The organism is Streptomyces avicenniae (assembly GCF_000719135.1).
GTDB lineage: Bacteria > Actinomycetota > Actinomycetes > Streptomycetales > Streptomycetaceae > Streptomyces > Streptomyces avicenniae.
In genome coordinates this window covers 452,024-470,620 of the sequence record NZ_JOEK01000009.1, presented here as the reverse complement: position 1 = coordinate 470,620, position 18,597 = coordinate 452,024, and the positions used below count along the sequence as shown (strand labels likewise).

Genomic DNA, 18,597 nt, shown 5'->3' with positions numbered 1-18,597 from the left:
CCGCGTTTCCCTCAACGCACGGGTAACATTACTCTCCGTAATGGGCGAGGGCAAGAGCATTTCTCCCGGTATTCACCCCCTCGGCGGCCCCGCCGCCCTCGACGGACCGTCCGCCCGCCGTGCCCCTCGCATATCAGATCGATAACTTGCGTCCCGACAGGGCGAGTTGGTGATCATCGAACCGCCTCACCCGCCCTCCCGCGCGTTACTCTGACCCGGCACGCGCGCGGGGCGTCCGGAACGCGGACGGCACCGGAGAGATGGGAGGTCCGCGATGACGGATCAGCACGGCGGAACACCGGCCAGCGGCACGGCCCCGGAGATCGATCTCAGCAGGCCGAGCATCGCCCGTGTCTACGACGCGGTCCTCGGCGGCAAGGACAACTACGAGATCGACCGCGTCGTCGCCGACGAGGTGCGCCGCAACATGCCGCACATCAGCGACGTCGGCTGGTACAACCGCGCCGCCCTCGGCCGGATGGTGGGCCACCTCGCCTCGGACGCCGTGGGCATCGACCAGTTCCTCGACCTCGGCGCCGGTCTGCCCACCCTGGAGAACACCCACCAGGTCGCCCAGCGCGAGAACCCCGACGCCCGCGTCGTCTACGTGGACAACGACCCCATCGTCCTGGCCCACGGCCGCGCGCTGCTGGAGGAGAACGACCGCACCGCCGTCGTCACCGCCGACCTCCGCGACCCCGCCGCCGTCCTGGCGCACCCCAGCGTCCAGCGCCTCATCGACTTCTCGAAGCCCGTCGGCGTCATGCTGGTCGGCATCCTGCACCACCTCCACGACGACGAGGACCCGCAGGGTGTCGTCAACGCCTACATGAACGCCGTGCCGCCCGGCAGTTACCTCGTCCTCACCTGCTTCTGCGACACCGGCCCCGAGGCCCGCGCCGTCGAGGTGACGATGCTGGACTTCCTCGGGACCGGCCGCTTCCGCACCATCGAGGAGATCACCGCCTACTTCGACGGCCTCGACCTCCTCGACCCCGGGGTGGTCTCCCTGCCGCTGTGGCGCCCCGACGGCCCCGTGGCGCTGCCCCTCGACGTGGCCCAGCAGCTGATGGCGGGCGGCGTCGCCCGCAAGGCGTGACCCCGCGGATCACCGCGCCGGCGGGGGAGCGACCAGTTCCCCCGCCAGCATGTCCATCAACAGCCCGTCGCGCGTGAACCCGTCCGCGCGCCGCTCGTACTCCCGCATGACGCCCACGGGCCGGAAGCCGAGCCGCCGGTAGAGCCGCACCGCGCCCTCGTTCGCCACCGCCGGATCGATCGTCAGCCGGTGGTGCCCCACGGTCTCGAACAGGTGGCGCGCGACCAGGTACAGCGCCGCGCCCCCGATCCCGCGCCCGTGGAAGTCCTCGTGCACCGCGATGTCGAGCGCGGCGTGCCGGTAGTCCGGCGTCGTCTCCTCCCACACCTGCACGAGACCGGTCACGAGCCCGCCGTGCTCCACCGCCACGCACCACGCTCCCTCGGGCGGCGCGCACGACTCGTCCACCGCCTCCGCCGGGTCGCCCCACCACTTCCGCACGCCCGGGGCGTCGAGCACCGCCGTGAAACGCTCCCGGTCGCCCTCCCCGGCGTCCCGCAGCCGTACCCCGTGCCCCTCGATCACCGGCATCGCGCGTCTCCCGCTCCCGGCCCGCGTCGGTCGTCACGGGCCCCGGCGGCCCATACTGCCCGCTCGGGGCCCGCCGCTCAGCCCCAAATCTCGGCGGCCCACTCCGGATGGTCGATAAACGGATTCCTGTTGTGCTGGTAGGACGTGTAGATCGTCTCGTTGCGCCGCTCCTCGAACGCGTCCGGCGGGTCCGCCTCGTGCCATTCGAGCAGGGTCGAGAGCCGCCCCATGTACGGGCTGCCGCCGTTGTCCACCGCGTCGTTCAGCTCCAGGTCGGCGAAGCCGTCGCCGCCGTCCCAGCGCACCGCGAGGTAGAACAGCGCCCGGGCCACGTCGCCCTTGTCGGCGTCGCGCGGCTCCCACGAGTCGCCGTCCGTGTAGTTCCCCGGCGCGCCCTGGGCGGGGGAGCCGCCGTCGTCGAAGTCCTTGTTGCCGCGCGTGCTGTTGACCTGTACGTCGGTCGGCCGCAGGTGGTGCAGGTCGGTGCCGGGGCCGCGTCCTGTGCCGAAGTCGCCGTGCGACTGCGCCCACAGGTGCTCGCGGTTCCAGTCGCCGACGGCGCCGCCGTTCTCGTCCGCGTCGCGCAACTGCCCGGTGTAGAACAGGACGACGCTGTCCGGGTCGGACGGCGCGCGGTCCGTCACCTTGAGGGCGTCCCACACCTGCGCGTACGTCAGGGTCGTCACGCCCGTGCCGACGATGTCGTGCAGCGCGTCGCGCAGCGCGCCACCGGTCAGTCCTTCGGCGTCGTCGTAGTAACCGGCTGCCGCGCGGTGGGCGTCGGGGCTTCCGGCGCCGTCGGCCGAGGCGTGGGGCACGGGGGCGACGAGCGCGAGCGCGAGGGCCAGGGCGCCGGTGGCCAGCGGTATCCGCATGGAGAGGGCCTTTCCGTGGGGGGACCGGGTCGGTCATGACCAGTACTTTGATATGTACCTGCCACGCGCAGGCCGGAAACTACGCGCGTCACCCCGCCCGGACCCCGGCGCCCGCCCCGCGGACACCGGGCACGCCCTCAGAACATCCCCACCGCCACCTGCTCCGTGACCAGCATCCGGGGCGTCTGCGGATGCGCGAGCCCGTCGCACGGCTCCGGCGCCGCCGCCAGCCGCAGCGCCGGGAAACGCCGCAGCAGCGCGGGCAGGAACACCGACAGCTCCATCCGCGCCAGCGAGGCCCCCAGGCAGTAGTGGATGCCGCTGCCGAACGACAGGTGCGCCGCCGCAGAACGGCCCGCCGCCGGGTCGAGGTTGGCGGGCCCGAGCATCACGTGCAGGAGCTGGTCGCGCGGCACGCGCACACCGGCCAGCGTCCGTTCCTCCCGCGCCACCCTGCTGACCAGCGCCGCGGGCGGGTGGCGCCGCATCATGTCCTCCACCGCGTCCGCGACCTCGTCGGCCGGGGCGTCCCGCAACCGGTCGGCCAGCGGCGGCCGTTCGAGGACGATCCGGGTGAGCGTCGCGATCAGGGCCGCCGTGGTCTCGAAACCGGTCACGAACAGCAGCGCCGCGTTCACCCCGAAGTCGTGGTCGTCCAGCGGCGCGCGGGCGGCCCAGCGTGCCAGCAGGCCGCTCCCCGCCGCGTCGCCGCGCGCCCGCACCAGCGGCTCGAAGTACGTCCGCAGCTCGGCGTACGCCTGGTCGGCGTCCGCGAGCTGCGCCTCGCTCGGCGACAGCTCGTGCGCCATCGCGAAGCGGCGCGACAGCCCCGTGAGCACGGGCGCGTCCTCCTCCGGCAGCCCCAGCCAGGCGCACATCACCCGCGAGGGCAGCGGCTCCGCCACGTGCGCCGCAAGGTCGGCGTCCCCCGTGCGCAGCGCCACGGCGAGGCTGTCGAGACAGGTCTCGGTCAGCTCGACCACGGCCGGGCGCAGGGTCGCGACGGCCGTGCGCGAGAAGAGCGGCGCGAGACCGGCCCGCAGGTTCGTGTGGTGCGGCGGGTTGGACGTGAGCAGCGACGTGTACAGCGCGCGCATCGCGGGGTGCGCGCGCCAGCCGGGCTGGTGCCGGTCCCGCCAGTCCGTGTCCGGCATGACGAACGCCGGGTCGCGCAGGATCGTGCGGCATTCGTCGTAGCCGGTGACGAGGAGGGACCTGAACCAGGGCACCGGCAGGACGGGGCCGAGGGCCCGCAGCTGCTCGTAGACGGCGGCGGGGTCGCTCGTCGCGCGCAGGCGCAGCAGCAGCCTGACGGTCTCGACGGTGCGGGAGGACGGGGGCGCGGTGGCCGTGAGGGTGTGCATGACTGCTTTCGTGCGGGTGACGGGGCGGCCGGTCAGGCCGCCAGGAGGAGCAGGGCCGCGTTCTGGCCGCCGAGCGCGGTGGAGACCGAGACGGCCGTCCGCAGCGTCCGGCGCCAGGGCGCGCCGGTGACGACGTCGAGGGAGAACGCGGGGTCGGGGCGGGTGAGTCCTGCGGTGGGCGGGATCAGCTGGTCGCGCAGGCTGAGGGCGGTGACGACGGTCTCGATCGCGCCGGAGCCCGCGCCCGCGTGTCCCAGCGTGCCCTTGGTGGCCGTCACCGGCGGCCGGTGCGGCAGGAGCCGGGCGAGGGCGACGGCCTCGGCGCTGTCGCCGCCGCGCGTGGCGGCGCCGTGCGCGTTGACGTGCTCGACGGCGCGCGGTTCCCGTCCGGCCGCCGCCAGCGCGGCGCGTACGGCGTGCTCCGCGCCGGTGCCGTCCGGGTGCGGGGCGGTGGGGTGGTGGGCCTCGCCCGCCGCGCCGTGCCCGGCGAGCCAGGCGAGGACCTGCGCCCGGCGCGCGCGGGCGTACCCGGCGCGTTCCAGCACCAGGACGCCCGCGCCCTCGGCCGGGACGAAGCCGTCCCTGGCCGCGTCGAACGGCCGGGCCGCGCTGCGCGTCACGACGCCGAGCCGCGCGAAGCCCGCCGTGGTCAGCGGGTGGAGCAACGATTCAGCAGCTCCGGCCACGATGACGTCGAGGGCTCCCGACCGCAGCAGGTCGCGGGCGATCCCGACGGCGAGGGGCGCCGAGGCGCAGCCCGCCGAGGTGGCGAACGCCGGGCCGCGCGCGCCGAGGTCGAGCGCGACCTCGGCGGCGGGCGCGTTGGGCAGCGAGCGGGGCAGCAGGAGCGGCGAGATCGTCGCCGTCCGTCCGGCGAGCAGCTTGGGGTAGGCGTCGGTCAGCCCCTGGAAGCTCGACCCGCTCGCGCCGAACAGCACGGCGACCCGCCGCGCGTCCCAGCCACGCCCGGCGAGACCGGCCATCGTGACCGCCTCCCGCGCCGCGACGACCGCGAACTGCGCGACGCGGTCCAGCCGCCGCGCGAGCCGCCGTCCGAGCAGCCCGTCGCCGTCGAAGTCCCTTACGGAGCAGGCGAGTTCGGGGTCATGCCTGGCGGTGGGGAGCCCGCGGCACACCGCGTCCCACGCGCCGGGCACGCCGATGCCGCCCGGCGTCACCAGCCCGAGGCCGGTGACGGCGACGTCGGCCGTGCCGTCGCCCGTCACGCCGCGCTCCCGGCGGGCGGCGAGGGCGGGAAGGGCACGGTGGACGCGGCGGTGAACTCCGCGGCGGCGCGGCCCAGCGTGGTGTCGAGCCCGAGGTCGGAGTCCTCCACGAGGACGCCCGTCCGGTCGGCGACCAGCACCGCCAGCTCGGCGAGCGACAGGGAGTCGAGCTCCAGCCGCCTGAAGGTGGCCTCGGGCGTCACCGCGTCCGGCTCGCACCCGAACTCCTCGATCAGCAGCGCGGCCAGCGTCTCGTACATGAATCATCCCTCGAAACTCGGACATGTCCCCGAAGCACCCTTCTCCCTAACGAGGTTGGGCACCCGTGGTTACTGCGGGATCATGTCCTGGAGGACCCCCGTAGGCCCTGAACGGAGCGGAGAGACCACCATGAGCACGTCCGACACGCAGGCCGGCCCGTCCGGTATCGACACGACGGTGCCGCACTCGGCGCGCATCTGGAACTACTGGCTCGGCGGCAAGGACAACTACCAGGTCGATCGCGAGGCCGGTGACGCGTACCGCCGCACGGTCCCCGACATCGACGCCGTCGCCCGTGCCTCCCGCTACTTCCTGACGCGCTCGATCCGTCACCTCGCCGGGGAGGCGGGCATACGCCAGTTCCTCGACGTGGGCACCGGGCTGCCCACGGTGGACAACACGCACGAGGTCGCGCAGCGCGTCGCGCCGACCAGCAAGATCGTGTACGTGGACAACGACCCGCTGGTCCTCCTCCACGCGCAGGCCCTGCTGACGTCGGTGCCCGAGGGGGCCACCCAGTACATCGACGCCGACCTGCACGACCCGGAGACCGTCCTCGCGGGCGCCGCGCGCACGCTGGACTTCGGCCGCCCGACGGCGCTGATCCTCTCCGACGTCCTCGGCCACGTCACCGACTTCGAGGTGGCGCGGGACATCGTGCGCCGCCTCGTGGGCGGGCTGTGCCCGGGGAGCTACCTCATGCTCAGCCACGGCGCGGCGCGCGACCCCGAGCTGATCGCCGCGCAGGACGACTACAACGACACGGGCGCCGTCCCGTACATCCTGCGCTCGCCCGAGCAGATCACGTCCTTCTTCGACGGGCTCGACCTGCTCGACCCCGGCGTGGTGCCGATGCCCGAGTGGCGTCCCGACGTCGCGGTGGGGGACTACCCGCCGAGCGTCGGCATGGGCGGGGTCGCCCGCGTGCCGTGACGGCCGCCGCACGGGGGTGAGCGGGCCTGACGCGCGGAACGCGTACGCCCCGGCCGGGGGAGGAACCCCGGCCGGGGCGTACGGCGCCGCGCGACGTCAGGCGAGCGAGTCGATCGCCTGGTTGAACGTCTTCGACGGGCGCATCACGGCCGCCGCCTTCTCCGGGTCGGGCTGGTAGTAGCCGCCGATGTCGGCGGACGCGCCCTGCACGGCGGCCAGCTCGCCGACGATCGTCGCCTCCTGCTCGGTCAGCGTCCCGGCGAGCCCGGCGAACGCCTCGGCGAGCTGCGGGTCGTCGGTCTGCTTCGCCAGCTCCTGCGCCCAGTACAGCGCCAGGTAGAAGTGGCTGCCGCGGTTGTCGATGCCGCCGATCCTGCGGCTGGGGGACTTGTCCTCGTCGAGGAACGTGGCGGTCGCCCGGTCGAGGGTGTCGGCGAGCACCTGGGCCCGCGCGTTCCCCGTGGTCTGCGCCAGGTGCTCGAAGCTGACGGCCAGCGCCAGGAACTCGCCGAGGCTGTCCCAGCGCAGGTAGTTCTCCTTGACGAGCTGCTGCACGTGCTTGGGCGCGGAGCCGCCCGCGCCCGTCTCGAACAGGCCGCCGCCGTTGATCAGCGGGACCACCGACAGCATCTTCGCGCTGGTGCCCAGCTCCAGGATCGGGAACAGGTCGGTCAGGTAGTCGCGCAGCACGTTGCCGGTGACGGAGATGGTGTCCTCGCCCCGGCGGATGCGCTCCAGCGAGTACGCGGTCGCCTGCTCGGGCGCCAGGATCTCGATCGTCAGCCCGTCGGTGTCGTGCTCGGGCAGGTACGCGCGGACCTTCTCGATGAGGCGGGCGTCGTGCGCGCGGTCCTCGTCCAGCCAGAAGACCGCGGGGACGCCGGTGGCGCGCGCGCGGCCGACGGCCAGCTTCACCCAGTCGCGGACCGGGACGTCCTTCGTCTGGCACATGCGGAAGATGTCGCCCGCGCCCACGGCCTGCTCCAGGACGACGGTGCCGTCCTCGGCGAGCACCCGGACGGTGCCGGTGGCCGGGATCTCGAACGTCTTGTCGTGGCTGCCGTACTCCTCGGCCTTCTGCGCCATCAGGCCGACGTTCGGCACCGAGCCCATGGTGGCCGGGTCGAACGCGCCGTGCGCGCGGCAGTCGTCGATCACGACCTGGTAGACACCGGCGTAGCTGCTGTCCGGGATGACGGCCAGGGTGTCGGCCTCCTGCCCGTCCGGGCCCCACATGTGTCCCGAGGTGCGGATCATCGCGGGCATGGAGGCGTCCACGATGACGTCGCTCGGCACGTGGAGGTTGGTGATGCCCCGGTCGGAGTCCACCATGGCGAGGGCCGGGCCCGCGGCCAGCTCGGCCTCGAACGACGCCTTGATGTCGGCGCCCTCCGGCAGCGACTCCAGGCCCTTCAGGATGCCGCCGAGACCGTCGTTCGGCGTCAGCCCCGCCGTGGCGAGGGTCTCGCCCCAGGTGGCGAACGTCTCGGGGAAGAACGCGCGCACCACGTGACCGAAGACGATCGGGTCGGACACCTTCATCATGGTGGCCTTCAGGTGCACGGAGAACAGCACGCCCTCCGCCTTGGCCCGCGCGACCTGGGCCGTCAGGAACTCGCGCAGCGCCGCGACCCGCAGCACCGAGGCGTCCACGATCTCGCCCGCCAGCACGGGGACCGACGCGCGCAGCACGGTGGTGGCGCCGTCGTCACCCGCCAGCTCGATCCGCAGCGTGCCGTCGGCGGCGACGACGGCCGACTTCTCGGTGGAGCGGAAGTCGTCGGCCGTCATGTGGGCGACGTTCGTGCGCGAGTCGGCCGACCAGGCGCCCATCCGGTGCGGGTGGTTCTTCGCGTAGTTCTTGACGGACGCGGGCGCGCGGCGGTCGGAGTTGCCCTCGCGCAGGACCGGGTTGACGGCGCTGCCCTTGACCTTGTCGTAGCGGGCGCGGATGTCCCGCTCCTCGTCCGTGCGCGGGTCGTCCGGGTAGTCCGGCAGCGCGTAGCCCTGCTTCTGCAACTCGGCGACGGCCGCCTTGAGCTGGGGGATCGAGGCCGAGATGTTCGGCAGCTTGATGATGTTCGCCCCCGGCGTGCCCGCGAGGGCGCCCAGCTCGGCGAGCGCGTCGTCGATGCGCTGGTCCTCCGCGAGCCACTCCGGGAAACCGGCGATGATCCGGCCCGCCAGCGAGATGTCGCGGCTCTCCACGCGCACCCCGGCCGTCGAGGCGTACGCCTCGACCACCGGCAGGAACGAATACGTCGCGAGGGCCGGGGCCTCGTCGGTGTGGGTGTAGATGATGGTCGAGTCAGTCACCGGTGCTCCGCTCCACGTCTGCAACATTGCTCGACATCAAGATATCTCGTGTCCGGTGCGCGCTCGACAGGGCACCGCGCGTTCCGGCCGGGGGCCGGGGGTGGCGGCCCGCCCGGGTGCGCCGTACCCGGGTGGACGGCAGCCTGGTTGCCGCCGTCGGCCGGGCCGACGCTGGAGGCCGTCACCCACTCCGCGCGGGCCTCCCCGCCCGGCACGAAGGACAGGACCTCCCCTTGACCCCCTCGGACACCACCGACCCCGCCGTGCTCGCACAGCTCCGCCGCCGGTCAGGACGGCCGGACCGGCGCATCCTGTTCACCGGCGCGACCGTCGTCACCATGGACCCCGGCCTCGGCGTCCTCGACCGCGCCGACCTGCTCGTCGAGGGCGACACGATCGCCGCGGTCGGCGCCTGCCCCGACCGGCACGGCGCGGTCGTCGTCGATGCCACCGGCACCGTCCTCGCACCGGGCTTCGTCGATACCCACCGGCACGCCTGGGAGACCCAGCTGCGCCGCATCATGCCGGACGTCCACGACCTCGGCGCCTACGTGCGGGCCACGCTCGCGGGCCACGCCACCGTCTACCGGCCGCACGACATGTACGTCGGGACCAGGCTGGCCGCGCTGACGGCGATCGACAGCGGCATCACCTGCATGCTCGACTTCTCCCACAACTCCCGCACCCCCGCGCATTCCGACGCCGCGGTCCAGGCCCTGGCCGACACCGGTATCCGGGGCGTGCACGCCTCCATGGGCCCGCACTTCGGCGACTGGGCCGGGCAGTGGCCCGGCGACCTGGCCCGCCTGCGGGAGGAGTACTTCGCCACCGACGACCAGCTGCTCACCCTGCGCCTGGCGGCGCTTGCCACCGACGAGACCGCCGGGCCCGCCCTCGCCTACGGCCCCGAACTCGCCCGCGTCGCACGGGACCTGGGGATCGGCGTGAGCATCGACGCCGTCCTCGGCGACTCCTCGTCCCGGGCCGTCCTGGGCTGGGAGCGGCAGGGGCTCCTCGGCGCGGACGTCACGCTCGTCCACGCCACCGGGCTGACCCGCGAGGCGTGGAGGGCGATCGGGGGCTCCGGCACCACCGTCGCCCTGGCCCCCACCTCCGACGCCCAGATCGGCCTCGACTCCGCGGTCCCCGCCATCGACGAGGCCCTGTCGGTCGGTGTGCGCCCCGGCCTGAGCATCGACGTGGAAGTCGCCCTGGCCAGCGACATGTTCACGCAGATGCGGGCCCTGCACACGATCCAGCGGATGCGCGCGGTCAACGCCGTCCACGGCACGGACCGGCGGCCGGTACGGATCACCACGCACGACGTGCTCGACTTCGCCACCCTCCAGGGCGCCAGGACCAACGGCCTGGGCGCCGTCACCGGCTCGCTCACCCCCGGCAAGAAGGCCGACCTCCTGGTCATCCGGGCCGACGACCTCAACACCATGCCCCTCAACGACCCGATCGGCACCGTCGTCCTGGGCTCGGACGCCCGCAACATCAGCGCCGTCCTCGTCAACGGCGAGCCCCGCAAGTGGAACGGCCAGGTCCTCGACATCGACCTGCCCGCCCTGCGCGACGAGGTCCACGCCTCCCGCGACCACATCCTCGCGGCCTCCGCGGCCTGACCGCCCCCGACAGATCGAGGTACCGCCATGAGCGACGTCTTCCGTACGAACCCGCGCCGCGACCCGTCCGTCGCGCGTGACCTGCGCGACCCGAAGGGCCGTCCGCTGCTGCTGAGCGGCGGCGTCGTGATCACCGGCCATCCGCTGACGGGGGACTGGCAGGAGGCCGACGTCCTCATCGGCGGGTCCGTGATCGCGGGCGTCGGCCCCGGTCTGCTGACGGCGGCGGGCGACGACCACGCCCTCGTCATCGACTGCGCGGGCACCCTCGTCCTCCCCGCCGCCGCCGACTTCACCGCGCCGGGCACCGGCGCGACGCTCGCCCCCGGCGAGGCCGCCGAGATCGCCGTACTGCGCCTGGCCGACGCCCCCGGCACCCCCGGCGGAGCCGTGCCGGGCCGGGGCACCCACCTCGACGTCCTGGTCACCGGCGGGCGGGTCCGCCTCTGGGACGGCCGCCCCCTCGACGCCGCCGGCCACGCCACCGCCGCGCCCCCCGAAGACCTGCCCGACCACGACCCGGCACATCCTTTGCTCGGGCTGTGGATCGACGACAACGGATTCGTGCGCCAGGAACTGCTGCCCGACGGCCGCTACGACGAGGCCCGCGGCGACCGCCCCAGCGCCTACCAGGGCCGCTACTGGATCAACGGCAACCGCATCGACTACCTCGACGACCTGGGCTTCTGGGCCTTCGGCGAGTTCCGGGACGGGGCCCTGCACCACGCGGGCTACCGCTTCACCCGCCGCTGACCACCCCCCACCCCCGGGGGCCTACCGCTCCCGGGGGCGCCTGGTGGCGTGCAGACTGCCGAGCAGCGACAGCGCCTGCGCCGCGGGGCTCCCCGGCGCGGCGTGGTAGACCACCAACTGCTGCCCCGGCGCCCCCCGGACGTCGAAGCTCTGGAAGGTCACGGTGAGCGGCCCGACGTCGGGGTGGACGAACCCCTTGGCGGCACGGGTCTTCCCGTGGACGGTCTGCGCGGACCACAGCGCGTCGAACTCCTCGCTCGCCCCGGCCAGCGCCCCGACCAGCGCGCGCAGCCGCCGGTAGTCGGGATGCAGGCCCGTGGCGTGCCGCAGACCGGCCACGACCGCCTCGGCCGCGCGCTCCCACGGCGCGAAGAATTCCCGTGCGGCCGGGTCGAGGAAGGTCATGCGGGCGAGGTTGTCCGCGTTCTCGAACGGCGAGAACAGGGCGTCGGCCAGCGCGTTCGCCGCCAGGAGGTCGGTGGCCGGGTTCAGGACGAACGCCGCGGCGCCCGTGAACCCCTCCAGCAGCTGCCGCAGCGCGGGATCGACCGTCTCCCGCGGCTGCCGCCACGCGCCCTCAGGCGCGCTGCCCGCCAGCCGGTACAGGTGCGCGCGCGCCTCGTCGTCCATCCGCAGCGCGCGGCTGATGGCGTCGAGGATCTGCGGGGAGGGGCCGCGTTCGCGGCCCTGTTCGAGGCGGGCGTAGTAGTCGCTGTTCATCCCGGCCAGGACGGCGACCTCCTCCCGCCGCAGCCCCGGGACCCGCCGCGCGCCGTACGACGCGAGCCCGACGTCGTCGGGCCGCAGGCGGGCGCGGTGGGTGCGCAGGAAGTCCCCGAGAGCGTTGCCGGTCACCCCTTGAGGCTATGCCGCGCCCCGGCCGCGTGCCTGGGTGCGCGGTACCCCGGCAGCGCCTGTCCTGGCAGGTCCTGGCGCGGTCGTCCAGGCTCGTCCTCGACGACCGAGAGCGAGAGGGGACCTGGTGGAGTCACAACCGGAGCGGACGGGCGGCGGACGGGCGGACGTGGTCGGGATGTGGGTGACCGCCGACGGCCACATCCGTCAGGAGCTGCTGCCCGACGGCCGCTACGACGAGGCCCGCGGCGATCGCCGCAGCGCCTACACGGGCCGGTACACGGTGACCGGCGACCACCTCGACTACGTCGATGACACCGGCTTCACGGCGACCGGCGACATCCGTGACGGCGTGCTCTTCCACGAGCACCTCGTCCTGTACCGGGAGGAACGGGCCTGAGCACCCGCACCGCGCGCGGCGCGGCAGGACGCCGACGTGTCCTGCCGCGCCACGCCCGTCACTCCTCGGGCCTGGGCAGGCCGGGCGGGTTGATCTCGGAGACCTCAAGGGCCTCGTCCGCCAGGCCCCAGCGGTCGAGGACCTCGGCGTACGTGCCGTTGTCGATCACCTCGTTCAGCGCCGCCGCGAGCGCCTCGACCAGGCCGTTGTCCTTCTGCGTGGTCGCGGCGATCTCGCCCTGGAGCGCGTCGCCGCCGCCGGAGAAGACGCCGACGACCTTCGTCTCGCCGCTCACGCGGGCGTGGTACGCGGCGCTGGGGTTCGGGCCGAGGTAGGCGTCGAGGCGTCCCGAGGAGAGCGCGAGGTAGTAGTCGGTGGGGTTCGCGTAGTAGGCGATGTCCACGGGTTCGAGGCCCGCGGCGACGTTCTCCTCGCTCCACTCGATGAGGATCTGCTCCTGGTTGGTGCCCGAGCCGACGCCGATGGTGCGGCCCGCGACGTCCGCCGGGCCCTCGACCGTCCAGTCCGCGTCGGCGAGCGTCTCGAACGCCAGGCTGTCCAGCCGGTAGGTGGCGAAGTCGTACTTCTCCTTGCGCTCCTCGGTCACCGTGATGTTGGAGAAGCCGACGTCGTACTGGCCGCTGTCCAGGCCGACGAAGATGTTGGCCCAGTCCACGGTGTTGAAGCTCACCTCAAGGCCGAGCACGTCGCCGACCAGGACGGCGAGGTCGCTCTCGACGCCGATCACGGTCTCGTCGTCGCTCGCGTAGAAGTTCAGCGGCGGCACGGCGCCCACCGAGTTCACGACCTCAAGCGTGCCGCGCTCGCGGATCTCGTCCGGGAGGAGGGCGACGATGTCGGCGACCTCGTCGGTGCGGACGCGGTCCTGGTCGGGGCTGGTGTTCACACCGGCGTCGCCCGAGTCGGCGGCGTCACCTGAGGCGGAGCCGCCTGAGCCGTTTCCCGACTCGTCCGGATCGCCGCAGGCGGCCAGCCCTGCGGCGAGGACGAGGGTGAGGGCGGCGACGGTCCGGCGTCGGGCGGTTCGAGGAGTCATGGCAGTACTTTCCGGTCGGGTCGGTAACGAAAAAATGTGGGGCGAAAGGTGCAAAAGGTGCGCCGTGGGGGCAGGCCCGCCCACCGGCCGGTGCGGCGCGGGGAACGGGCAGGTGTGGGTGGGTGGCTACAGGACCTTCGAGAGGAACGCCCGCGTCCGCTCGTGGCGCGGCCGGTCGAGCACCTCGGGCGGCGGGCCCTGCTCGACGATCCGGCCCTGGTCCATGAAGACCACCGTGTCGGCCACCTCACGGGCGAAGCCGATCTCGTGGGTGACCACGATCATCGTGGTGCCCGCCAGGGCCAGGTCCTTGATCACGCCGAGCACCTCGCCGACCAGCTCGGGGTCGAGCGCGGACGTCGGCTCGTCGAACAGCAGCACCTTCGGCTCCAGCGCGAGCGCGCGGGCGATCGCCACACGCTGCTGCTGCCCGCCCGACAGGTGCCGCGGGTAGTCGGCCTCCCGGTCCGCGAGGCCCACCCGCTCCAGCAGCGCGCGCGCCTGCGCCACGGCCGTACGGCGCGGCCTGCGCAGCGTGGACAGCGGCGCCTCGATGACGTTCTCCAGCACGGTCAGGTGCGGGAAGAGATGGAAGTTCTGGAAGACGAAGCCGATGTGCGCCCGCTGCCTGAGCACGTCGCGCTCCTTCAGCTCGCGCAGGACGTGCCCCGAGCGGCGGTAGCCGATCAGCTCCCCGTCGATCCGCACCGAGCCCCTGTCCAGCTTCTCTAGGTGGTTGATCCCGCGCAGCAGGGTCGATTTGCCGGAGCCCGACGGCCCGATGACGACGGTCACCTCGCCGGCCCGCACCTGGAGGTCCACCCCGCGCAGCACCGGCAGCGTGCCGAACGCCTTGTGGACACCGCGCACATCGACCATCACGCCGCCCGCCGCGCCGCTCATCGCGCGCCTCCCGCGGCCGGTTCCGTGCCCCGTTCGCCCGGCAGCCGCCCCCGCCTGCGGGCGGCGCCCGCGCGCAGGTCCCCGGCGACCTTCCGCAGCCGCCGCGCCGGGCTCTGCGGCGCGTGCGACGTCGCCCCCCGGGCGAACCGCCGCTCCACGTAGTACTGCGCGACGGTCAGCACCGTCGTCAGCACGATGTACCAGACCGTCGCGACCATCAGCAGCGGCACGACGCGGCCGTTGCGCCCGTAGACCACCTGCACCTGGTAGAACAGCTCGCCGATCGCCATCACCGAGACGATCGACGTGCCCTTGAACAGGGAGATGATCTCGTTGGCCGCGTTCGGCAGGATGCCGCGCATCGCCTGCGGCAGGACGATGCGCCGCCACTGCCGCACCCGGGGGATGCCCAGCGCCGCCGCGGCCTCCCGCTGCCCCGCGTCCACCGCCAGCACGCCGCCGCGCACGATCTCCGCCGCGTACGCCGCCTGGTGCAGTGCCAGCCCGATGACGGCGGCCGTCATCGCGCCGATCAGGTCCATCGTCCCCACGCGCCACAGCACCGGACCGAACGGGATGCCGAATCCCAACTCCCGGTACAGGTACGCCAGGTTGAACCAGAACAGCAGCTGCACGATCAGCGGGATCGACCGGAACGCCCACACGTACGCCCAGGCGACGCTGCGCAGCACGTAGCTGCGCGACAGCCGCATGAGGCCGAGCACGACGCCGAGGGCGAAGCCCAGCAGCGTCCCGTACACGGTCAGTTGGACGGTCACCCACACCGCGCGCAGCACGCTGTCGGCCAGCAGGTAGTCGAAGAAGACCGGCCAGTCCCACGCCGGGTTCGTGACCAGGCCGTTGACGAACTGCGCGACCAGCACGAGGATCGCCGCCCCGGCCAGCCAGCGGCCGTAGTGCCGGGCGGGCACGATCCGCAGGCCGCTCACCTCGTCGTCGGGCGCCAGGCGTCCCTGCCGCTCGCGGGGCCCGTCCGGCGGTCCCGGCGCGGCGGGCGCGGGCGCGGGGGGCGGCGCCGCGACGGCGGACGGCGCGGCCCCCTCCCCCGGGGAGCCCGGCGGCGCGCCGCCTCTGTCGGCTTCCGAAGTCATGGTCGGGTCCTCCCCGGTTCTGCGGCGCCCGGCCCTGCGGCGGTCACGGTGCTGGCGGTGGTGGTGGCGGCACGGGGGGCGCCCCGGCCGAGGTGCTTCTCGAAGGGCAGCGGCCCGATGGTCTCCGGGTCGGCCGCCGTGTCGAACAGCGGCGTGTACCCGGCGGCCAGGTACAGGGCCCGCGCCTCCGGCTGCCGCGGCCCCGTCGTCAGGTACACGCGGCGGTAGCCGCGCGCGGCGGCGGCCCGCTCCAGCTCCTGCACGATCCGGCGCGCCAGACCGCTCCTGCGGTGGCCCGAGTGCGTCCAGATGCGCTTCAGTTCGGCGCTGTGCCCGTCGTACCTGCGGTACGCGCCGCCCGCCACCGGCTCGCCGTCGCGCAGCAGGAGCAGCAGGAGGCCGTCCGGCGGGGCGAACTCGGCGTCGGGGTAGCGCGCCATCTCGTCGGAGGCGATCGGGCCGTAGCGCGTCACGTACTCGTGCTCCAGCTCGCGCAGCATCGTCGCGCACAGGGGGTCGGAGAGCGTGACGGCCCTGACGGCGAGGCCGTCGGCGGCCGGGCGGCGGACCGTGGTCACGGGGGGTGCTCCTCCTGCGTCCGGCATCGGCGTCAGCCCGCCACCGGCTGCCCGCTCGCCGCGCGCGGCGTCGGGATGCCCAGGTTCTCGCGCAGCGTCGAGCCGGTGTACTCGGTGCGCAGCGAGCCCCGTTCCTGGAGCAGCGGCACGACCTTGTCCACGAACTCGTCGAGCCCTGACGGCACGAGGTGCGAGCCGAGGATGTAGCCGTCGGAGCCGCCCTGCTGCACGAAGTCGTCGAGCCGGTCGGCGATCCCCGTGGGCGTGCCGACGAACTCGGCGCGCCCGAAGACGTGGATCGCCAGCTCGCGCAGGCTGTACCCGTTCGCCTCCGCGATGCCGCGCCACTCGGCGACGGTCCGGTGCGGGTCCTGGAAGATGTTCGCCCGCCCCTGGATGACGCGGGGGCCCGCCGGGTCGGGGTCCACGTCGGGCAGCGGCCCTTCGGGGTCGTAGCCGGACAGGTCGCGGTTCCAGACGGTCTCCAGCAGGATCTGCGCCGTCTGCCCGCTGATCTGCCGCAGCACGATGTCCCGGTGCCGCTCGGCCGCCTCCTCCTCGGTGTCGCCGAGGACGACCGTCGCCGACGGCAGCAGCTTCACGGATCCGGCCGGGCGCCCCTGCCGCGTGGCCCGTTCCTGTATGTCTCGGTAGAACTCCTGCGCCTTGTCGAGCGGTTGCAGCGGGCAGAACACGGCGTCCGCGCCGCCCGCGGCGAATTCGCGTCCCTGCGGCGAGACGCCCGCCTGGAGCACCACCGGGTGGCCCTGCGGGCCGCGCGGCGTGGCGAAGCGTCCCTCGATGCCGAACTGCTTGCCCTGCACGGCGAACGCACCGGCGTCCGCCTGGCGCAGGAACGTGCCGCTGTCCTTGTCGGCCGCGATCGCGTCCTCGGCCCAGGAGTCCCACAGTTCACGCGCGGCGGCCAGAAACTCCTGCGCCCGCACGTACCGGTCGTCCCGGTGGAGGAAGCCGCCGCGCCGGAAGTTCTGCCCGGTGAACGCGTCGAAGGACGTGACGACGTTCCAGCCCGCGCGGCCCCCCGACAGGTGGTCGAGCGAGGCGAGTTGCTTCGCCAGCTCGTAGGGCTCGTTGAACGTGGCGTTGAACGTGCCCACCAGGCCGAGGTGTTCGGTGACGGCGGCCAGCGCCGCGAGCACCGGGAACGTGTCGGGGCGTCCGACGATGTCCTGGTCGAAGACCCGGCCGCCCCGCTCGCGCAGCGCCAGCCCCTCGGCCAGGAAGAAGAAGTCGAACCGGCCGCGCTCCGCCGTCTGCGCGACATGCCGGAACGTCGAGAAGTCGATCTGGCTCCCCGCCTGCGGGTCGGACCAGACGGTCGTGTGGTTGACGCCGTTGACGAAGGCGCCGAGGACGATCTGTTTCTTCGCTGCCGTGCTCATGGACGCTGTCCGATCCTGGAGGCCGCGCGGGCGGGGCGTGACGGGGTGACGGGGGCGGCGCCCGGCGCCGCTGCGCCGGTCACCTGGGGGCCGCGTAACGGTTGGCGGGCCTGCCGAGACCGAGCAGGCCGCGCAGCGTGGCCGCCTCGTAGGCGGTGCGGAAGACGCCCCGGCGCTGGAGTTCGGGCACGAGCGCGCCCGTCACCGCCGTCAGGTCGTCCGGCAGGACGGCGGGCCGCAGCCGGAAACCGGTGAGCCCGCCCTCGCGCAACGCCAGCAGCAGATCGGCCAGTTCGACGGCCGTGCCGGTGAAGTCCTGCGCGTCGCTGACCGGCGCGCCGCCCGCCCGCGCGTCCAGGGCCGCCCTGCGGTCCTCGGCCTCGGCCGACGTCGCGCCGAGCGTGACGCCGATGTCCGCGAAGACGTGCACGGTCTCCCCGCCGCGCCCCGCCGTCTCCTGCTCCGCGCGGATCTCGGCGACGACGGCCCGCGCGTGCTCCGTGTCGCGCGGCGTGACGTACACGACGTCGGCCGACCGCGCCCCCAGCCGGTAGGGCGCGGACGCGTGCGCGAGGACCGTCACCAGCGGCTGGCCCTGCGGCGGGCGCGGCACGATCGACGGGCCCCTGACGGCGAACCAGCGCCCGGCGAAGTCCACGTAGTGCAGCTTGTCGCGGTCGATGAACCGCTCGGTGGCGGCGTCGCGGATCTCCGCGTCGTCCTCCCAGCTGTCCCACAGCCGCCTGACGACCTCCACGAAGTCCTCGGTCTCGCCGAACGCGTCGGCCACCGCCCGCGCGAACTCCTCGGGCGGCGCCAGCCGTCCGTCAGGCCCCGGCTCGGGGAACGGCGCGACCTCGCGCCGCCCGAAGTGCGGCGCCTCAAGCGGCTTGGCGACCTGCGCCCGCCAGCCGCCGCGCCCGCCGCTGATGTGGTCGAGGGTCGCGATCGCCTTGGAGATGTGGAACGGCTCGGTGTGCGTGACCGTCACGGTCGGCACGAGGCCGATGTGCCGCGTCAGCGGCGCGACGCGGGAGGCGATCAGCACGGCGTCGAGCCGCCCGCGCACCTCGTCGGTGCGCGCGTCGTGCCGGTTCGGGCTCGTGGACTGGAGGGCCAGGGCGTCCTCCAGGGTGACGAAGTCGAGCAGTCTCGACTCGGCGCGGGCGACCAGGTCGGCCCAGTAGCGCGCCGTCAGCAGCTCGCCGGGCCGCGCGCCCGGCTCGCGCCAGGCCGCCGGGTGCCAGCCGGTGCCGTCGAGGGCGACCGCGAGGTGGAGGTGGTCGGGAGGGGACATCGGTGC

18 protein-coding genes are annotated in these 18,597 nt (G+C 73.8%); 5 read left to right on the top strand and 13 right to left on the bottom strand.

The genetic code is table 11. The features are described from left to right. The first annotated feature begins 274 nt into the window (after positions 1-274). A complete protein-coding gene (locus tag IF27_RS17095; protein ID WP_052850446.1) occupies positions 275-1,099 on the top strand; it encodes an SAM-dependent methyltransferase in 825 nt (274 codons plus the stop codon). Between the two features lie 9 nt (positions 1,100-1,108). On the opposite strand, the gene IF27_RS17090 is transcribed toward IF27_RS17095, so the two are convergent. The 5 genes from IF27_RS17090 to IF27_RS17070 all read right to left on the bottom strand — a co-directional run bounded on the left by IF27_RS17090 (position 1,109) and on the right by IF27_RS17070 (position 5,355). Further along, positions 1,109-1,630 (bottom strand): GNAT family N-acetyltransferase, encoded by a 522-nt coding sequence (locus IF27_RS17090; RefSeq protein WP_052850445.1) that lies wholly within the window; start codon positions 1,628-1,630, stop codon positions 1,109-1,111. A 77-nt stretch (positions 1,631-1,707) separates the two neighbouring features. Beyond that, positions 1,708-2,505: an endonuclease I family protein gene (locus tag IF27_RS17085; protein ID WP_052850444.1), complete on the bottom strand. Its 798-nt coding sequence runs from the start codon at positions 2,503-2,505 to the stop codon at positions 1,708-1,710. A 137-nt stretch (positions 2,506-2,642) separates the two neighbouring features. After that, a complete protein-coding gene (locus IF27_RS17080; RefSeq protein ID WP_052850443.1) occupies positions 2,643-3,869 on the bottom strand; it encodes a cytochrome P450 in 1,227 nt (408 codons plus the stop codon). A 32-nt stretch (positions 3,870-3,901) separates the two neighbouring features. Next, positions 3,902-5,095 (bottom strand): beta-ketoacyl-[acyl-carrier-protein] synthase family protein, encoded by a 1,194-nt coding sequence (locus IF27_RS17075; protein ID WP_052850442.1) that lies wholly within the window; start codon positions 5,093-5,095, stop codon positions 3,902-3,904. Then, positions 5,092-5,355: an acyl carrier protein gene (locus IF27_RS17070; protein ID WP_052850441.1), complete on the bottom strand. Its 264-nt coding sequence runs from the start codon at positions 5,353-5,355 to the stop codon at positions 5,092-5,094. The genes IF27_RS17075 and IF27_RS17070 overlap by 4 nt, the downstream gene beginning before the upstream one ends. 130 nt (positions 5,356-5,485) lie before the next feature. Here IF27_RS17070 and IF27_RS17065 point away from each other — a divergent pair, with 130 nt between their 5' ends. Next, positions 5,486-6,289: an SAM-dependent methyltransferase gene (locus tag IF27_RS17065; protein WP_052850440.1), complete on the top strand. Its 804-nt coding sequence runs from the start codon at positions 5,486-5,488 to the stop codon at positions 6,287-6,289. 96 nt (positions 6,290-6,385) lie between these two features. Here the strand turns inward: IF27_RS17065 and IF27_RS17060 are convergent, their stop codons facing one another. Next, on the bottom strand, positions 6,386-8,605 hold the full coding sequence (locus tag IF27_RS17060) for an NADP-dependent isocitrate dehydrogenase (RefSeq protein ID WP_052850439.1): 2,220 nt from the start codon (positions 8,603-8,605) through the stop codon (positions 6,386-6,388). 233 nt (positions 8,606-8,838) lie between these two features. Between IF27_RS17060 and IF27_RS17055 the strand changes: the two genes are divergently transcribed. Beyond that, on the top strand, positions 8,839-10,233 hold the full coding sequence (locus IF27_RS17055) for an amidohydrolase family protein (protein WP_052850438.1): 1,395 nt from the start codon (positions 8,839-8,841) through the stop codon (positions 10,231-10,233). Positions 10,234-10,260: 27 nt separating this feature from the next. Beyond that, positions 10,261-10,986 carry an Atu4866 domain-containing protein gene (locus IF27_RS17050; RefSeq protein WP_052850437.1) on the top strand — a complete coding sequence of 242 codons (726 nt, stop codon included), beginning with the start codon at positions 10,261-10,263 and terminating at the stop codon, positions 10,984-10,986. 21 nt (positions 10,987-11,007) lie between these two features. Here the strand turns inward: IF27_RS17050 and IF27_RS17045 are convergent, their stop codons facing one another. Beyond that, positions 11,008-11,841, bottom strand: a complete 834-nt coding sequence (locus tag IF27_RS17045) for a helix-turn-helix transcriptional regulator (protein WP_052850436.1) — start codon at positions 11,839-11,841, stop codon at positions 11,008-11,010. Positions 11,842-12,019: 178 nt separating this feature from the next. Between IF27_RS17045 and IF27_RS17040 the strand changes: the two genes are divergently transcribed. After that, positions 12,020-12,241 (top strand): Atu4866 domain-containing protein, encoded by a 222-nt coding sequence (locus IF27_RS17040; RefSeq protein ID WP_052850677.1) that lies wholly within the window; start codon positions 12,020-12,022, stop codon positions 12,239-12,241. 58 nt (positions 12,242-12,299) lie between these two features. Here the strand turns inward: IF27_RS17040 and IF27_RS17035 are convergent, their stop codons facing one another. The 6 genes from IF27_RS17035 to IF27_RS17010 form a co-directional block, all read right to left on the bottom strand. Then, the gene (locus IF27_RS17035) at positions 12,300-13,298 is read right to left on the bottom strand and encodes an ABC transporter substrate-binding protein (protein ID WP_052850435.1); all 999 of its coding nucleotides are present in this window, start codon (positions 13,296-13,298) and stop codon (positions 12,300-12,302) included. 126 nt (positions 13,299-13,424) lie between these two features. After that, complete coding sequence (locus tag IF27_RS17030; protein WP_052850434.1) at positions 13,425-14,201, bottom strand: amino acid ABC transporter ATP-binding protein; 777 nt, start codon at positions 14,199-14,201, stop codon at positions 13,425-13,427. After that, complete coding sequence (locus IF27_RS17025) at positions 14,198-15,313, bottom strand: amino acid ABC transporter permease (protein WP_110945982.1); 1,116 nt, start codon at positions 15,311-15,313, stop codon at positions 14,198-14,200. Before IF27_RS17025 ends, IF27_RS17030 begins: the two co-directional genes overlap by 4 nt. Beyond that, positions 15,310-15,918: a GNAT family N-acetyltransferase gene (locus tag IF27_RS17020; RefSeq protein ID WP_110945981.1), complete on the bottom strand. Its 609-nt coding sequence runs from the start codon at positions 15,916-15,918 to the stop codon at positions 15,310-15,312. The genes IF27_RS17025 and IF27_RS17020 overlap by 4 nt, the downstream gene beginning before the upstream one ends. 5 nt (positions 15,919-15,923) lie before the next feature. Beyond that, complete coding sequence (locus tag IF27_RS17015; RefSeq protein WP_052850433.1) at positions 15,924-17,294, bottom strand: NtaA/DmoA family FMN-dependent monooxygenase; 1,371 nt, start codon at positions 17,292-17,294, stop codon at positions 15,924-15,926. A gap of 79 nt (positions 17,295-17,373) precedes the next feature. Beyond that, a complete protein-coding gene (locus IF27_RS17010; protein ID WP_052850432.1) occupies positions 17,374-18,591 on the bottom strand; it encodes an LLM class flavin-dependent oxidoreductase in 1,218 nt (405 codons plus the stop codon). Between the last annotated feature and the right edge of the window lie 6 nt (positions 18,592-18,597).

Bases quoted from the DNA above. Each gene is read 5' to 3' on its own strand.
- IF27_RS17065 (WP_052850440.1), top strand. From the start codon at position 5,486: ATGAGCACGTCCGACACGCAGGCCGGCCCGTCCGGTATCGACACGACG.
- IF27_RS17035 (WP_052850435.1), bottom strand. From the start codon at position 13,298: ATGACTCCTCGAACCGCCCGACGCCGGACCGTCGCCGCCCTCACCCTC.
- IF27_RS17030 (WP_052850434.1), bottom strand. From the start codon at position 14,201: ATGAGCGGCGCGGCGGGCGGCGTGATGGTCGATGTGCGCGGTGTCCAC.
- IF27_RS17080 (WP_052850443.1), bottom strand. From the start codon at position 3,869: ATGCACACCCTCACGGCCACCGCGCCCCCGTCCTCCCGCACCGTCGAG.
- IF27_RS17090 (WP_052850445.1), bottom strand. From the start codon at position 1,630: ATGCCGGTGATCGAGGGGCACGGGGTACGGCTGCGGGACGCCGGGGAG.
- IF27_RS17070 (WP_052850441.1), bottom strand. From the start codon at position 5,355: ATGTACGAGACGCTGGCCGCGCTGCTGATCGAGGAGTTCGGGTGCGAG.
- IF27_RS17040 (WP_052850677.1), top strand. From the start codon at position 12,020: ATGTGGGTGACCGCCGACGGCCACATCCGTCAGGAGCTGCTGCCCGAC.
- IF27_RS17010 (WP_052850432.1), bottom strand. From the start codon at position 18,591: ATGTCCCCTCCCGACCACCTCCACCTCGCGGTCGCCCTCGACGGCACC.
- IF27_RS17020 (WP_110945981.1), bottom strand. From the start codon at position 15,918: ATGCCGGACGCAGGAGGAGCACCCCCCGTGACCACGGTCCGCCGCCCG.
- IF27_RS17050 (WP_052850437.1), top strand. From the start codon at position 10,261: ATGAGCGACGTCTTCCGTACGAACCCGCGCCGCGACCCGTCCGTCGCG.
- IF27_RS17025 (WP_110945982.1), bottom strand. From the start codon at position 15,313: ATGACTTCGGAAGCCGACAGAGGCGGCGCGCCGCCGGGCTCCCCGGGG.
- IF27_RS17095 (WP_052850446.1), top strand. From the start codon at position 275: ATGACGGATCAGCACGGCGGAACACCGGCCAGCGGCACGGCCCCGGAG.
- IF27_RS17015 (WP_052850433.1), bottom strand. From the start codon at position 17,294: ATGAGCACGGCAGCGAAGAAACAGATCGTCCTCGGCGCCTTCGTCAAC.
- IF27_RS17085 (WP_052850444.1), bottom strand. From the start codon at position 2,505: ATGCGGATACCGCTGGCCACCGGCGCCCTGGCCCTCGCGCTCGCGCTC.